General features: G+C 67.9%; 12 protein-coding genes and 1 pseudogene. 8 read left to right on the top strand and 5 right to left on the bottom strand.

All coding sequences use genetic code 11. The annotated features are described in order from the left end of the window. Positions 1-11: 11 nt before the first annotated feature. The 5 genes and pseudogenes from CAL29_RS09530 (at position 12) to ureG (ending at position 4,633) form a co-directional block, all read left to right on the top strand. The gene (locus CAL29_RS09530; protein WP_094852826.1) at positions 12-317 is read left to right on the top strand and encodes an urease subunit beta; all 306 of its coding nucleotides are present in this window, start codon (positions 12-14) and stop codon (positions 315-317) included. Then, positions 317-2,020, top strand: a complete 1,704-nt coding sequence (ureC, locus tag CAL29_RS09525; protein ID WP_094852825.1) for an urease subunit alpha — start codon at positions 317-319, stop codon at positions 2,018-2,020. The genes CAL29_RS09530 and ureC overlap by 1 nt, the downstream gene beginning before the upstream one ends. Before the next feature lie 88 nt (positions 2,021-2,108). After that, positions 2,109-2,735, top strand: a pseudogene (gene ureE / locus CAL29_RS32175) (urease accessory protein UreE); the annotation flags it as partial. A gap of 409 nt (positions 2,736-3,144) precedes the next feature. Continuing rightward, the gene (locus CAL29_RS09515) at positions 3,145-3,861 is read left to right on the top strand and encodes an urease accessory protein UreF (RefSeq protein WP_094852824.1); all 717 of its coding nucleotides are present in this window, start codon (positions 3,145-3,147) and stop codon (positions 3,859-3,861) included. Positions 3,862-4,006: 145 nt separating this feature from the next. Further along, entirely contained in the window at positions 4,007-4,633 is a 627-nt protein-coding gene (ureG, locus tag CAL29_RS09510; protein WP_094852823.1) for an urease accessory protein UreG, read from the top strand. A gap of 26 nt (positions 4,634-4,659) precedes the next feature. Here ureG and CAL29_RS09505 read toward each other — a convergent pair whose 3' ends face one another. Beyond that, on the bottom strand, positions 4,660-5,631 hold the full coding sequence (locus tag CAL29_RS09505) for a tripartite tricarboxylate transporter substrate binding protein (protein ID WP_094852822.1): 972 nt from the start codon (positions 5,629-5,631) through the stop codon (positions 4,660-4,662). A 362-nt stretch (positions 5,632-5,993) separates the two neighbouring features. Here CAL29_RS09505 and CAL29_RS09500 point away from each other — a divergent pair, with 362 nt between their 5' ends. The 3 genes from CAL29_RS09500 (at position 5,994) to CAL29_RS09490 (ending at position 8,752) form a co-directional block, all read left to right on the top strand. Next, positions 5,994-6,431: a helix-turn-helix transcriptional regulator gene (locus CAL29_RS09500; protein WP_094852821.1), complete on the top strand. Its 438-nt coding sequence runs from the start codon at positions 5,994-5,996 to the stop codon at positions 6,429-6,431. A 158-nt stretch (positions 6,432-6,589) separates the two neighbouring features. After that, complete coding sequence (locus tag CAL29_RS09495; RefSeq protein WP_094853990.1) at positions 6,590-7,000, top strand: VOC family protein; 411 nt, start codon at positions 6,590-6,592, stop codon at positions 6,998-7,000. Between the two features lie 261 nt (positions 7,001-7,261). Further along, complete coding sequence (locus CAL29_RS09490) at positions 7,262-8,752, top strand: glucosyltransferase domain-containing protein (protein ID WP_094852820.1); 1,491 nt, start codon at positions 7,262-7,264, stop codon at positions 8,750-8,752. Positions 8,753-8,890: 138 nt separating this feature from the next. Here the strand turns inward: CAL29_RS09490 and typA are convergent, their stop codons facing one another. The 4 genes from typA to infB form a co-directional block, all read right to left on the bottom strand. Beyond that, positions 8,891-10,720 carry a translational GTPase TypA gene (gene typA, locus CAL29_RS09485; RefSeq protein ID WP_094852819.1) on the bottom strand — a complete coding sequence of 610 codons (1,830 nt, stop codon included), beginning with the start codon at positions 10,718-10,720 and terminating at the stop codon, positions 8,891-8,893. Between the two features lie 11 nt (positions 10,721-10,731). After that, entirely contained in the window at positions 10,732-11,469 is a 738-nt protein-coding gene (truB, locus tag CAL29_RS09480) for a tRNA pseudouridine(55) synthase TruB (RefSeq protein ID WP_094852818.1), read from the bottom strand. 38 nt (positions 11,470-11,507) lie between these two features. Next, positions 11,508-11,909, bottom strand: coding sequence for a 30S ribosome-binding factor RbfA (gene rbfA / locus CAL29_RS09475; protein WP_094853989.1), 402 nt, complete (start codon positions 11,907-11,909; stop codon positions 11,508-11,510). Positions 11,910-11,933: 24 nt separating this feature from the next. Next, positions 11,934-14,730, bottom strand: a 2,797-nt coding sequence (gene infB, locus CAL29_RS09470; protein WP_143277648.1) for a translation initiation factor IF-2, incomplete at its 5' end; no start/stop codon positions are given.

Genomic DNA, 14,730 nt, shown 5'->3' with positions numbered 1-14,730 from the left:
AGGAGCCCGCCATGATCCCTGGAGAACTGCTGGTCGACGACGGCGAGATCGAGCTGAACGCCGGCCGCGACACCGTCACCCTGCGCGTCGAGAACACCGGCGACCGGCCGGTGCAGATCGGTTCGCACTTTCATTTCTACGAAGTCAACGACGCGCTGCGCTTCGATCGCGAGCAGGCGCGCGGCTTTCGCCTGAACATCACCGCCGGCACCGCCGTGCGCTTCGAGCCGGGGCAGAGCCGCAGCGTCGAGCTGGTGGCCCTCGCCGGCAACCGCGAGGTGTACGGCTTCGCCGGCCGGGTCATGGGGAGACTGTAATGAGCCTGAAAATCGGCCGCCGCGCCTATGCGGAAATGTTCGGCCCGACCACCGGCGACCGCCTGCGCCTGGCCGACACCGAACTGCTCATCGAGATCGAGCGCGACTACACCACCTACGGCGAGGAAGTGAAGTTCGGCGGCGGCAAGGTCATCCGCGACGGCATGGGCCAGTCCCAGCGCTTCGGCGCGGAGGTCGCCGATACCGTCATCACCAATGCCGTGATCCTCGACCACTGGGGCATCGTCAAGGCCGACATCGGCTTGAAGGACGGCCGCGTCATGGCCATCGGCAAGGCCGGCAACCCGGACATCCAGCCGGGCGTGACCATCGTCATCGGCGCCGGCACCGAAGTCATCGCCGGCGAAGGCAAGATCGTCACGGCCGGCGGCATCGACTCCCACGTCCACCTGATCTGCCCGCAACTGATCGACGAAGCCCTGTCGGCCGGCCTGACCACGCTGCTGGGCGGCGGCACGGGCCCGGCTACCGGCACCGCCGCCACCACCTGCACGCCCGGCGCGTGGCACATGGAGCGCATGCTGGCCGCGGTCGACGGCTGGCCCATCAACATCGGCCTGCTGGGCAAGGGCAACGCCAGCCAGCCGGGGCCGCTGCTGGAACAGATCGACGCCGGCGCCATCGGCCTGAAGCTGCACGAGGACTGGGGCACCACGCCGGCCGCCATCGATTGCTGCCTGGACGTGGCCGAGCGCACCGACACCCAGGTCGCCATCCATACGGACACCCTGAACGAAAGCGGCTTCGTCGAGACCACGATCGGCGCCTTCAAGAACCGCTCCATCCACACCTACCACACCGAAGGCGCCGGCGGCGGGCATGCGCCCGACATCCTCAAGGTGGCCGGCCTGCCCAACGTCCTGCCCTCGTCCACCAACCCGACGCGGCCCTACACCGTGAACACGGTGGACGAACACCTGGACATGCTGATGGTGTGCCACCACCTGGACGCCGCCATCGCCGAGGACGTGGCCTTCGCCGAATCGCGCATCCGCCGCGAGACCATCGCCGCCGAGGACATCCTGCAGGACCTGGGCGCGATCTCGATGATCTCCAGCGATTCGCAGGCCATGGGGCGCATCGGCGAAGTCATCATGCGGACGTGGCAGACCGCCCACAAGATGAAGGTGCAGCGCGGCGCGCTGCCCGGCGACGGCCGCGCGGACAATGCGCGCGCCAAGCGCTATATCGCCAAGTACACGATCAATCCGGCGCTGACCCACGGCATCGCCCATGAAGTGGGTTCGGTGGAGCCCGGCAAGTGGGCCGACCTGGTGCTGTGGGACCCGGCTTTCTTCGGCGTCAAGCCCGACATGGTGCTCAAGGGCGGCATCATCACCACCGCCTTGATGGGCGACCCCAACGCCTCTATCCCCACGCCGCAGCCGGTACACTACCGGGAGATGTTCGGCGCGCGCGCCGGCGCGCTGGCGCGCGGATCGCTGACCTTCGTGTCGCAGTCCGCGCACCAGTCGGGCGTGGCGGCGCGCTATGGCTTGTCCAAGCGGGTGGTTCCGGTGCATGGCGTGCGCGGCGTGCGCAAGTCGCACATGATCCACAACGATTGGCAGCCGCATATCGAGGTCGACCCGGAAACCTACCGCGTGCTGGCCGATGGACAGGAACTGATCTGCGAACCGGCCGAGATCCTGCCGATGGCGCAGCGGTATTTCCTGTTCTAGGGCGCGGGGCGCTTGCCGCCCACGCGGAGGCGTCCCTTCGGGACGCCGCCAGCCCTGCCGGCGCGCTTTACCGCAAGAACAAGGCATCATGAAACGCATCGAGAAAATCGTCGGACCCGGCCAAGGCGTCGCCAAGGCATTGCTGCGCCGCGCGCCCACGCTGACGCTGCCTTACGACCAGCGCAGCCGCAGCCGCCTGGCCGTCACGCTGGACAACGGCGAGGAAGCGGCGCTGTTCCTGCCGCGCGGCACCGTGCTGCGCGACGGCGACGCGCTGGTGGCCGAGGACGGCACGTTGGTGCGCGTGGTCGCCGCCGCCCAGCCGGTGCTGCGCGCGACCTGTGTCGATCCGCACGTCCTGCTGCGCGCCGCCTATCACCTGGGCAACCGGCACACGCCGGTCGAGGTGGGCGCGGATTATCTGCAACTGGAATTCGATCCGGTGCTGCGCGATCTGCTCCTGCGCCTGGGCCTGAAGGTCGTCGAGGTCGAAGCGCCCTTCCAGCCCGAGGCCGGCGCCTACGGCGGCGGCCACAAGCACGGCCACGACGAGACCTACGCCGAGGATTACGCGCTGGCGCAACAGGTGTATCGGGACAGGCATGGGCATGATCATGGGCACGACCATGAGCATGATCACGGACACGGCCATGATCACGGGCCCGCGCACAAGCATGCTCACGGCCATAAACATGCGCATGAGCATGAGCATCACGACCACGATCACGATCACGGCCATAAGCACGGTCATGATCATGACCACGATCATGAGCACGAGCATCACGAGCACGGTCACAAGCATGCGCACGACCATGACCACGGGCACAAGCACCACGATCACGGACCCAAGCATGGTCCCGGCCACGGCCCCAAGCACGCTCACGACCATGACCATGAGCATGAGCATCACGACCACGGCCCCAAGCACGGTCCCGGCCATGGCCCCAAGCACGCCCACGACCATGACCATGAGCATGAGCATCACGACCACGGCCCCAAGCACGGTCTCGGCCATGGTCCCAAGCATGCCCACGACCATGACCACGGGCATGAGCATCACAAGCACGGACCCAAGCACGATCACGATCACGATCACGACCACGGCGCCGACCCGCATGGACACGATGAGCACGACCACGGCAAGCCGCCTGGCTCCGCCGCCAAGCACCGGCACTGAGCTGATCGCCCTGCTGCACCTGGCGTCGCCGGCCCTGCCGATCGGCGCCTTCAGCTACTCGCAGGGCCTGGAGGCCGCCATCGACGCCGGCCTGGTCGGCGATGCGGCGTCGGCGCGCGACTGGATCGCCGCCGGCCTGGACCTGGCCGCGCGCGGGGAAGCCGTGTTCCTGGCCCAGCAATACCGCAACTGGGAAGCCGGCGACGCCGCCGCGCTCGCCGACTGCAACGACGAACTGCTGGCCATGCGCGAATCGTCCGAGTTGCGCCAGGAGACCGAGCAGATGGGCTGGTCGCTGGCGCGCCTGCTGGACGACCTGGCATGGGGCCCCGAAGCCGCCCGCGCCGTCCTGCGCGCCATCCGCCCGCTGAGCCTGCCCACGGCCTACGCCTATGCCATGCAGAGCGCCGGCGTCGCGCTGCCCGAGGGCCTGCAGGCCTGGCTTTTCGCCTGGACCGAAAACCAGGTCGGTGCCGCGCTGAAGGCGGTGCCGCTGGGCCAGGTGGCGGGCCAGCGCATCCTGTTCGGCCTGCGCGGCGATATCGCCGCCGCCGCGGCGCGCGCGGCCGTCACGGCCATCGAGGACGCCTCGACCTTCGCCCCCATGCTGGGCATCCTGTCCTCGCGCCACGAAACGCAGTATTCCAGGCTGTTTCGGTCATGACGGCGCGCCTTGCCGTTTCTCCCGCCTTCGCCGGACGGCCAGCGCCGGGTCCGGCCACGGCCTTTCCGTTCCGCACCTGCCGGTCCAAGGCCTCGTATTCCCCTTCTCGCGGCGCGCCCTCCGCGCCCTCCACCAGGATCCACCCATGACATCCCGCACCAAGAAAAACCCTCCCCTGCGCGTCGGCATCGGCGGCCCGGTGGGCTCCGGCAAGACCACGCTCACCGAAATGCTGTGCAAGGCCATGCGCGACAAGTACGACCTGGTGGTCATCACCAACGACATCTACACCAAGGAAGACCAGCGCCTGCTCACCGTCGCCGGCGCCTTGCCCGCCGAACGCATCATGGGCGTGGAGACGGGCGGCTGCCCGCACACCGCCATCCGCGAGGACGCCTCCATCAACCTGGAAGCGGTCGACCGCATGCTGTCGCGTTTTCCCGATGCGGATATCGTCTTCATCGAATCCGGCGGCGACAACCTGGCCGCCACCTTCAGCCCGGAACTGTCGGACCTGACGCTCTACGTCATCGACGTGGCCGGCGGCGAGAAAATCCCGCGCAAGGGCGGGCCCGGCATCACCAAGTCCGACCTGCTCGTCATCAACAAGACCGACCTCGCGCCGCTGGTGGGCGCCTCCCTGCCCGTGATGGAGGAAGACACGCGCAGGATGCGGGGCGAACGGCCCTACGTGATGAGCGACATGAAGGCCGGCAAGGGCCTGCCCGACATCGTCGCCTTCATCGAAAAACGCGGCCTGCTGACGGCGTAACCGGCGCGGCCGGCCGGGCCGCCCGCCTACTCCACCTTGCCTATCTTCTGCACGGCCAGCGCCAGCGACGCCGAATCCCGGCGCCAGTAGGCGTCGAAGGCCGCGGCATCCAGATACTGCACCGGGCTGCCCGTGCCGGCGATCAGGGCCTTGACCTTCTCGTCGTTGGCGACCTCCTTCACGGCCTGCCGCAGCCGGTCCAGCACCGCCGGCGGCGTTCCCGCCAGCGCGAACACGCCCGACCACTGCACGAACGAGACGTCATAGCCCAGCGACTTCAAGGTGGGCACTTGCGGCATGCTTTCCAGCGGCGCGTCGCCCCAATGCGCCAGGGCCTTGACGCGCCCGGACTGCACCAGTTGCGCGACCGACGAAGGCCCGGTGGCGACGGCGTCCACCTGCCCGCCCAGCAAGGCCTGCACGGCCGGCCCCGCGCCCGTGAACGGCACGTGCAGCATGTCGATGCCCGCCGCGCCCTGCAGCATGGCCATCGGCACGTGCATGGTGCCGTAGATGCCCGAACTGCCGTAGCTGAGCTTGCCGGGCTGCTTCTTCGCGGCATCGACCAGGTCCTGCGCCCGGTTCCAGGGCTTGTCGGCGCGCACCACCAGCACCGTCGGATCGGCGGTGATCCGCGCGATCGGCACGAACTGGTCCAGGCGATAGGCCGGCTTGCGCGCCAGCACCTTGTCGGCCTCGGGCAGGATGGAGATCGACGACAGGCTCATCAGGATCGTGTAGCCGTCCGGCTTGGCCCGCGCCGCCTGCCCGATGCCCAGGGCGCCGCCGGCGCCGGCGCGATTCTCCACCACCACCGGCTCGCCCAGTTTCTCGCCCAGGGCCTGCGCCAGCGGACGCGACACCACGTCGGCCACGCCGCCCGGCGGAAACGGCACGATCATGGTGATGGGATGGTCCGGGTATTCCGCGGCCGCCACCGTGGCGCCCAGGCACAAGGCGGCCGCCGCCGCGTGCTTGATCAGCGTATGCAATGCCATGACTGTCTCCTCCCGGCCCGCCGTACGTCGCAGCCGGCCGTGGCTAGTGCTGCCCGTTGGCGATATCCAGGAAGCGCCGGCCGGCGCCGCCCCACGGAAGGGCGTCACGCCGACGCGAATCAAACCAATTGGTATCGATTATTCGTTTTGTGTTTGTAAGAATATCCGAACCTTAAGCCGAATCCCAGCATTTTTCTTGCAAATAGACGACTGATTCGCCTGTCTTTCCAAGAAGACCAATTGGTTCAACAATAATCGGGAAAACGATCCCAAACATTGTCGAAACCCTGGAGCACCGGCGCCGACATGCGCGGCGCCATACGCCTGTTGAGCCCGCCGGCCACGCATGGCACCATTGCCCGATGGCTGCCTCCCTTCCCACCACGCTGCGGGATCTCGCCAGGCTGCGGCGAGTCCGTGACCGCATCGATCGCGACTATGCGCAAGCGCTGGACGTCGACGCATTGGCGCGCGGCGCGCACATGTCGGCCGGCCACCTCAGCCGCCAGTTCCGGCTCGCCTATGGCGAATCCGTTTATTCCTACCTGATGACGCGGCGCATCGAACGCGCGATGGCATTGCTGCGCCGTGGCGACGTGACCGTGACGCAAGCCTGTTTCGAAGTCGGCTGCTGCTCCCTCGGCACCTTCAGCAGCCGCTTCTCCGAGCTGGTCGGCGTCTCGCCCAGCGCCTACCGGCGCGATTGCGCGCGCGCGACCGAGGGCATGCCTTCATGCGTCGCCAGGCTGGTGACGCGACCGGTCAGGAATCGAGAAGCGCCGGTGAAGACGCGCGCGTAGTGTCGTGCCTCGGAAGTGCGCGTCCCATGCTGCATGGCGTGACTTCCCGGAACCGCGAACGCGCGAACGGCATCGGACCGTCGTTCGCGGTCTCGCACCATACGGGTGGCGGCCTCGAACATGCCGCCGCCGCGGCTCATCAACGTCGGAGACTGATCATGGACATCACCATCCATTCGACCTTCCTGCCTCATGGCGATCCCGAGGCGTCCCTCGCCTTCTTTCGAGACACGCTGGATTTCGAAATCCGCAACGACGTCGCCTATGGCGGCAACCGCTGGATCACCGTCGGCCCCAAGGGCAAGCCGGACACCTCCATCGTGCTCTACCCGCCCAACGCCACGCCCGGCCTCACCGACGACGAAAAACGCATGATCGCCGAGATGATGGCCAAGGGCACGTTCGCGATGCTGCTGCTCGGCGCGCGGGACCTCGACGCGGTGTTCCAGCGCATGCAGGCGCGCGACGCCGAAATCGTCCAGGAACCCATGGACCAGCCCTACGGCGTGCGCGACTTCGCCGTCCGCGACCCGGCCGGCAACATGATCCGGATACAGCAATTGAAATAGCGGCCATGCGCCGCGGAAGGCGGGAGGTGGGGACGGGAGGCGGCGCGCCGGCCGGAGCGGGCCGCTTGCGCCGCCGTCCCGGGCCTCCGCGCTCCGCCGGCCCCGAAGAGCCGCCCCGGATTTCCTGACCATGAATTTTTCATCAAATTTCGATGAAAAATGGACACTCCATGTGCGAACCGTCACAATGCGCGCGCCGTCCAAGCCAGGCGCGCGCAATCCCGGCCGCTCCCGATCCGTCCACGTCCCTAATCCGGTTCCATGCACCGCTCGTTCCCCCGGCGTCCGTTCTCGGCCGCGCTCGTGCTCTTCGGCCTGATCGTCTGGCCCATCCTCCACGCCAACCGCCTGTACATCGACGACATGGGACGCGCCAGCGCGGGCTATCTCGGCTGGGGTTCCGACGGCCGGCCCCTGGCCAACGTGCTGATGGAGGTGGTCAACGCGGGTACCCCGCTCACCGACATCACGCCGCTGCCGCAACTGGGCGCCCTGCTGCTGCTGGCCTGGCTGGCGGGGCTGATCGCGCGGCGCCTGGAGCTGCCGGGTAGCTGGCTGCCCGCCTTGTGCGCCCTGCCGCTGGCCGGCAGCCCGTACTACCTGGAGAACCTGTCCTATAAGTTCGACGTGCTGACGATGACCTCGGCCCTGGTGCTGGCGGTCGTCGCCGCCCTCGATCCGGTGCGCGGCAAATGGCAGGTGCCGCGCAAGATGCTGTTTCTGCTGATGGCCTTGTGCCTCTACCAGCCCGCCGCCAATGCCTATCTGCTGCTGGTCATCGCGCAACTGGTCATCGGCCAGTTGCGCGATGCGGACCCCGCCGTGCTGCTGCGCCAGTTGGCCAGCCAGATCGGCGCCACCCTGCTGGCCTGCCTCCTCTACGTCTTCGTGCTGCGGCATACCGTGCGCGGCGGCTATTCCAACGCCCACAGCGGCATCGATCCGAAGGCCTTCCTCTCGAACCTGGGCCACTTCTGGCACTACATACGGATGACCCTGACCTCCATGCGGGGCTGGATACTTCTGATCCTGGCGGGGCTTGCCGTGCCCCTGAGCTTGCTGGCCGCGCTGCGCTACGCCATCCGGCAATGGCCACGCGCCGGCGGCGGCGTGCGTCTCGCGCTATGCCTGGCGGTGCCGCTGCTGCCGTTGTCGCTGCTGGTCGCGCCCTGGGGCCCCATGCTGGCGCTGGCGCAACCGGTGTTCGCGCCGCGCGCGATGATAGGCTTCGGCGCCCTGATGACCGCCTCGGCGCTGATCCTGGCGGCCGCCGCGCCGCGGCTGCGGGCCGACCATCGCCACGTCGTCGGCCTGCTCGTCGTGCCGGCGGCCGTCATGGTGCTGATCGCCTCGGTCTACGGCAATTCCCTGGCGCGGCAGAAGACCTACGAAGACAACCTCTCCGGCAATATGGTGGACGACATCGCCGCCCTGCAGGCGCAGACACCCTTGGACGGCATCGCCCTGGTCGGCCGGGCCGGCCATCCGCCCGTCGTGCGCCACAACATGCGCAAGCATCCCATCCTCGCCGAATTGCTGCCGGTGCACCTGACGCAGGGCTGGGGCTGGGCCGAGGAACAACTACGCCTGTTCGGCCGCGTGCCGCACATGCGCGCCGTCGCCCCTGAGACCGTCGCCGCGCTGGCCGACCAGAAACCCGACATCGTACGCGCCGCCTACCGCGTATTCGTACACGACCGAACCGCCATCTTCGTCTTCACGACCACCGAGGTCCCCTCCCCGGTCCGCTAGGCCGGCCACGGCAGCATGAAGGCCTGGCTAAATCGGATAACCGCGATTTCCCAAACCAGCACACCAAAATAAAAAAAGCCTGTGCAATCGAAATTGCACAGGCTTTTCATCGAACAGCCTCGGGCGGAAGTACCGGCCTTATGCCTGCTCGGCGCGGGCCATGCGCTTGCGTTCGTTTTCCGTCAGGTAACGCTTGCGCAGGCGGATGGACTTCGGCGTGACTTCGACCAGTTCGTCGTCGTCGATGAACTCGACCGCGTATTCCAGCGACATCTGGATCGGCGGCACCAGGCGCACCGCTTCGTCGGTGCCCGACGCCCGGATGTTGGTCAACTGCTTGCCCTTGATCGGGTTGACCACCAGGTCGTTGTCGCGGCTGTGGATGCCGATGATCATGCCTTCGTACAGCGGCTCGCCCGGGCTCACGAACATGCGGCCGCGATCCTGCAGCTTCCACAGCGCATAGGCCACGGCGTCGCCGTTGTCCTGGCTGATCAGCACGCCGTTGCGGCGCTCGCCGATGCTGCCCTCGCGCACGGGACCGTACTCGTCGAAAATGTGGCTCATCAAGCCCGTGCCGCGCGTCATGGTCAGGAATTCGTTCTGGAAGCCGATCAGGCCACGCGCCGGAATGCGGTATTCCAGGCGGGTGCGGCCGCGGCCGTCCGGCTGCATGTCCAGCAGGTCGCCCTTGCGGCGGCCCAGTTCTTCCATCACGCCGCCCTGGTGCGCGTCCTCGACGTCCACCGTCAGCAGCTCATAGGGTTCCTGGCGCTCGCCGTCGACTTCCTTGAACACCACGCGCGGACGCGACACGGCCAGCTCGTAGCCCTCGCGGCGCATGGTTTCCAGCAGGATGGTCAGGTGCAGTTCGCCACGGCCCGAGACCTCGAACACCGTGTCGTCGCCGGTATCGCGCACGCGCAGCGCCACGTTGGACTTCAGTTCGCGGTCCAGGCGTTCGCGCAGTTGGCGGCTGGTGACGAACTTGCCTTCGCGGCCGGCCAGCGGCGAGGTGTTGACCATGAAGTTCATCGTCAGCGTCGGCTCGTCGATGCGCAGCATGGGCAGCGCCTCGGTGGCCGCCGAGGCCGAGTCCATCACCGTGCAGCCGATGCCCAGGCCTTCGATGCCGTTGATCAGCACGATGTCGCCGGCTTCGGCCTCGCTCACCACTTCGCGCTCCAGGCCCTTGAACTTCAGCACCTGGTTGATGCGGCCCTTGCCGCTCTCGCCGTCCGGGCCGAAGCGGTATTGCACGTCCATGCCGCTGCGGATGCGGCCGCGGTTCACGCGGCCCACGCCGATCTTGCCGACGTAGCTGCTGTAGTCCAGCGAGATGATCTGCAGTTGCAGCGCGCCGTCGGGATCGTCGTCGCGTTGCGGCACGTACTTGAGGATGGCTTCGAACAGCGGACGCATGTCGCCTTCGCGCACGTCCGCCGTCAGGCCGGCATAGCCGGACAGGCCGGACGCGTAGATCACCGGGAAGTCCAACTGTTCCTCGGTCGCGCCCAGCTTGTCGAACAGTTCGAAGGTGGCGTTGATGACGAAGTCGGGACGCGCGCCGGGGCGATCGATCTTGTTGACCACCACGATGGGCTTCAGGCCCAGCGCCAGCGCCTTGCGCGTCACGAAGATGGTCTGCGGCATCGGGCCTTCGACCGCGTCGACCAGCAGCAGCACGCCGTCGACCATGGACAGCACGCGCTCCACTTCGCCGCCGAAGTCGGCGTGCCCCGGGGTGTCGACGATATTGATGTGGGTGCCCGCGTACTCCACCGCGCAGTTCTTCGCGAGAATGGTGATGCCGCGTTCCTTTTCCAGGTCGTTGGAGTCCATGACCCGTTCGGCCACGGCCTGGTTTTCGCGGAAAGTGCCCGACTGGCGCAGGAGCTGGTCGACCAGCGTGGTTTTGCCATGGTCGACGTGGGCGATGATGGCGACGTTGCGCAGAGCGCGACTCATAAGGGGATCCTTTAATGTATGGCGGGCGCCAGGCCCGCCGGCAATTCATTCATGGGCAGCAAGGCCTGCTTGGGATCAGGCATTGCTTGCAAAACTTCCAGCGCCACCGCGCGCGTCAGCGAAAACGGTCCCACCTGGGTGCGCCGCAGCGCGGACAAGTGGCCGTAGCATCCCAACGCGCGCCCGATGTCCTGGGCCAGCGTGCGTATGTATGTCCCCTTGCTGCACGTCACGTCGATCTGTGCGCTCATGCCGTCGCAGGCGAGCAGTTCGATGCGGTATATCGTCACCTGGCGCGGGGCCCGCTCCAGTTCGATGCCGGCGCGGGCATACTCGTACAACGGCTTGCCATCGCGCTTGAGCGCCGAATACATCGGCGGAATCTGCTCGATGGTGCCGACGAAACGTGACAGCACGTCGCGCAGCGCCGCCTCCTCCACGCCGGCGAATTCCGCCGGCGCCCGCGCCACCACGTTCCCGGTCAGGTCGCCCGAATCGGTCTCCTCGCCGAAGCGCAAGGTCGCCACATATCCCTTGTCGGCATCCAGCATGACGCCGGCGATCTTGGTGGCCTTGCCCATGCAGCACACCAGCAAGCCGGTGGCGAAGGGGTCGAGCGTTCCCGTATGCCCCGCCTTGGCGGCATCCAGCGTCCGCCGCACGCGCTGCAAGGCATGATTGCTGGACAGCCCTTCGGGTTTGTCCAGCAGCACTACTCCGTCGAGCACCTGCCCGCGTCGTTTGGCCATCGTCGTAATCCAGGAAAAAAAGCAGTGACGACAGCCGATCAGGACTGGTCTTCAGGCTCGTCGGGCTTGTCGCGATAGGAATCGGGACGATTGGCGCGATCGATCAACTGGGACATTTCGATACCGCGCGCGATCTGCTCGTCGTGGAAGAAGCGCAGCGTCGGCACGGTATGGATATGCAGCATGCGGTAGAGCTGCGAATGCAGCCAGCCCGCCTTTTCATTGAGCAGGGCGGCGGCCGTTTCCGGCTCCGCGCCCATGACGGTGAAATACACCTTGGCATGGGCATAATCCTGCGACAGCTCCACCCCCGACAGCGTAATCAGGCCGCCGCGCGCGACGTCGATTTCCCGCTGGATGAGGACCGCCAGATCCTTCTGGATCTGGTCGGCCAACCGCAGATTGCGGCCGGGGATGGCTTTGGACTTGTGACGGCTCATGATCACCGGTACGCCTCGCCCGCCTTACAGCGTGCGCGCGATCTCCCTGATCTCGAAGACTTCCAGTTGGTCGCCGATCTGGATGTCGTTGTTGCCGCGCAGCGTGAGACCGCAGTCGAAACCGGCCTTGACCTCGCGCACGTCGTCCTTGAAGCGGCGCAGCGAATCCAGGTGGCCCGTCCAGGCGACCACGTTGTTGCGCAGCAGGCGCACTTGCGAGTCGCGGCGAACGATGCCGTCCAGGACCATGCAGCCGGCGATGTTGCCGATGCGCGAAATCGAGTAGACCTCGCGGATCTCGACCAGGCCGATGATTTCCTCGCGCTTTTCCGGCGCCAGCATGCCCGACATCGCGGCTTTCACTTCATCCACGGCGTCGTAGATGATGTTGTAGTAGCGCAGGTCGATGCCGTTGTTGTCGGCCAGCTTCTTGGCGCTCAGCTCGGCGCGCACGTTGAAGCCGATGACGACGGCGTTCGAGGCGATGGCCAGGTTGATGTCGCTTTCCGAGATGCCGCCCACGGCCGCATGCACCACCTGCACGCGCACTTCCTCGGTAGACAGCTTGGTGAGCGCGGAGACCAGCGCTTCCTGCGAACCCTGCACGTCGGTCTTGACGATGAGGGCCAGGGTCTGCGTGCCTTCGCCCATGTTGTCGAACATCGACTCCAGCTTCGCGGCCTGCTGGCGCGCCAGCTTGACGTCGCGGAACTTGCCCTGGCGGAACAGCGCGATTTCGCGCGCCTTGCGCTCGTCGCCCAGCACCATCAGTTCGTCGCCGGCGGCCGGCACTTCGGTCAGGCCCTGGATCTCCACCGGGATGGAGGGACCCGCGGTCTGCACGGGCTTGCCGTTTTCGTCCAGCATGGCGCGCACGCGGCCGAAGCTGGCGCCGGCCAGCACCACGTCCCCGCGCTTGAGCGTGCCGCTCTGCACCAGGATGGTCGCGACCGGGCCGCGGCCCTTGTCCAGGCGGGCTTCGATGACCAGGCCCTTGGCCGGAGCGTCGACGGGCGCCTTCAGTTCGAGGATTTCGGCCTGCAGCAGCACGTTCTCCAGCAGGTCGTCGATGCCGGCGCCGGTCTTGGCGGACACCGGCACGAAGGGCACGTCGCCGCCGTATTCTTCCGGCACGACCTGCTCGGCCACCAGTTCCTGCTTGACGCGCTCGGGGTTGGCGTCCGGCTTGTCGATCTTGTTCACCGCGACCACCAGCGGCACGCCGGCGGCCTTGGCGTGGTGGATGGCTTCGCGCGTCTGCGGCATCACGCCGTCATCCGCCGCCACCACCAGGATCACGATGTCGGTCGCCTTGGCGCCGCGGGCGCGCATGGCCGTGAAGGCCTCGTGCCCCGGGGTGTCCAGGAAGGTGACCATGCCGCGATCGGTCTCGACGTGATACGCGCCGATGTGCTGCGTAATGCCGCCGGCTTCGCCCGCGGCCACCTTGGCGCGGCGGATGTAGTCCAGCAGCGAGGTCTTGCCGTGGTCGACGTGGCCCATGACGGTAACCACCGGGGCGCGCGGCAGCGTTTCCGCTTCCTCGCCCGGCGCGGTCTCGTCCAGGAAGGCTTCGGGGTCGTCCAGCTTGGCGGCGATGGCCTTGTGGCCCAGTTCCTCGACCACGATCATGGCCGTTTCCTGGTCCAGAACCTGGTTGATGGTGACCATCTGGCCCAGCTTCATCAACTGCTTGATGACCTCGGCGGCCTTGACGGACATCTTGTGCGCCAGGTCGGCGACGGAGATGGTTTCCGGCACGTGCACTTCGCGGGAGATGAACTCCTGCGACGCGGCTTCCTGCTGCGCGCCGCCGCCACGGCGGTCCTGCTGGCCGCGACGGCCGCCGCCCTTGCCGCCACCCTTGCCACCGGCGCGCCAGCCGTCACGGCTGGCGGGGGTGGCGGGCTTCTCGGCGGGCTTCTTGCCGCGATTGTCGTCCGACCAGGAGGACGAGACCTCCGTGGTCTTGATGGTCTTCTTCGTGCCCGGAGCGCCGGCGGCGCCCGGCTTGGCGTCCTTCTTGGCGCCCGCGGCCTTGCCGGCCGGCTTGTGCAGCGTGCCGGACAGGTTGGCGTTGGCCGGCGCTTCCGGCTCGGGCGCGCGCAGCACCTTGCGCGGACGGTTCAGCATCTCGCGCAGGGCGGCCGCTTCGGCTTCGGCGCGCAGGCGCGCGTCGTCGCGCTGGGCGGACGTCAGCGTGGCCGCGGCCGAGGCGGCCAGGGGCGGCGGGCCGCGTCGGGCCTCGCCCGCGCGCGGACCGCGGGGGCTCTGCTGCGCGCCGGGGCGCGAAGCGGCGGGCGGCACGCTGGCCGCGGGCCTGGCGGCCGGCGAGGACGGTTTGGCCGCGCTCTCGGCGGCTGGCTTGGAGACAGGGGTTGCGGCGGCAGGCTGCTGCGCAACCGCGGCGGGTTCGGAAATCTTCACGGGCTCTTGCTGGGCAACGGCGGCGACCGGCGGCTCGGCGGCGGGGCCGGCGGCGGACGCCGCGGATGCCTCGTGTTCGGGTTCCGGCTGTCGGGAAACAGGTTCTGCTTGTTTTTCGGTGGCCGCCGGCTTTTCGGCAGCGGTCTCTTGCGGGGCCGCGGCCGGCGTGGCGTCGGCAGCGGGTTGGGTTTCGACAGCCGGCCTGGCTTCGGCGGCGGGCTCGGCGGCCGCGACCGGCTGTTGCGCGGTCGCTTCGGACGCGCCGGCAGCCTCGGCGGGCTGGGCCGCGGCGGCGGGCTCGGCGACAGGCGCCGGCTCGGCGGCGGGCGCGCTGGCCGCGGGCTCCGCGACGGCGGGCGCCGCTGCAGGCGCGGATTCGGCCGTCGCGGCGGCG

It is taken from the genome of Bordetella genomosp. 10, assembly GCF_002261225.1.
Lineage (GTDB): Bacteria > Pseudomonadota > Gammaproteobacteria > Burkholderiales > Burkholderiaceae_B > Bordetella_C.
This window is presented reverse-complemented; position numbering and strand designations above follow the sequence as displayed.

Coding starts and splice junctions, on each gene's coding strand:
- CAL29_RS09530 (WP_094852826.1), top strand. CDS start 12: ATGATCCCTGGAGAACTGCTGGTCGACGACGGCGAGATCGAGCTGAAC.
- ureC (WP_094852825.1), top strand. CDS start 317: ATGAGCCTGAAAATCGGCCGCCGCGCCTATGCGGAAATGTTCGGCCCG.
- CAL29_RS09515 (WP_094852824.1), top strand. CDS start 3,145: ATGAGCACGACCACGGCAAGCCGCCTGGCTCCGCCGCCAAGCACCGGC.
- ureG (WP_094852823.1), top strand. CDS start 4,007: ATGACATCCCGCACCAAGAAAAACCCTCCCCTGCGCGTCGGCATCGGC.
- CAL29_RS09505 (WP_094852822.1), bottom strand. CDS start 5,631: ATGGCATTGCATACGCTGATCAAGCACGCGGCGGCGGCCGCCTTGTGC.
- CAL29_RS09500 (WP_094852821.1), top strand. CDS start 5,994: ATGGCTGCCTCCCTTCCCACCACGCTGCGGGATCTCGCCAGGCTGCGG.
- CAL29_RS09495 (WP_094853990.1), top strand. CDS start 6,590: ATGGACATCACCATCCATTCGACCTTCCTGCCTCATGGCGATCCCGAG.
- CAL29_RS09490 (WP_094852820.1), top strand. CDS start 7,262: ATGCACCGCTCGTTCCCCCGGCGTCCGTTCTCGGCCGCGCTCGTGCTC.
- typA (WP_094852819.1), bottom strand. CDS start 10,720: ATGAGTCGCGCTCTGCGCAACGTCGCCATCATCGCCCACGTCGACCAT.
- truB (WP_094852818.1), bottom strand. CDS start 11,469: ATGGCCAAACGACGCGGGCAGGTGCTCGACGGAGTAGTGCTGCTGGAC.
- rbfA (WP_094853989.1), bottom strand. CDS start 11,909: ATGAGCCGTCACAAGTCCAAAGCCATCCCCGGCCGCAATCTGCGGTTG.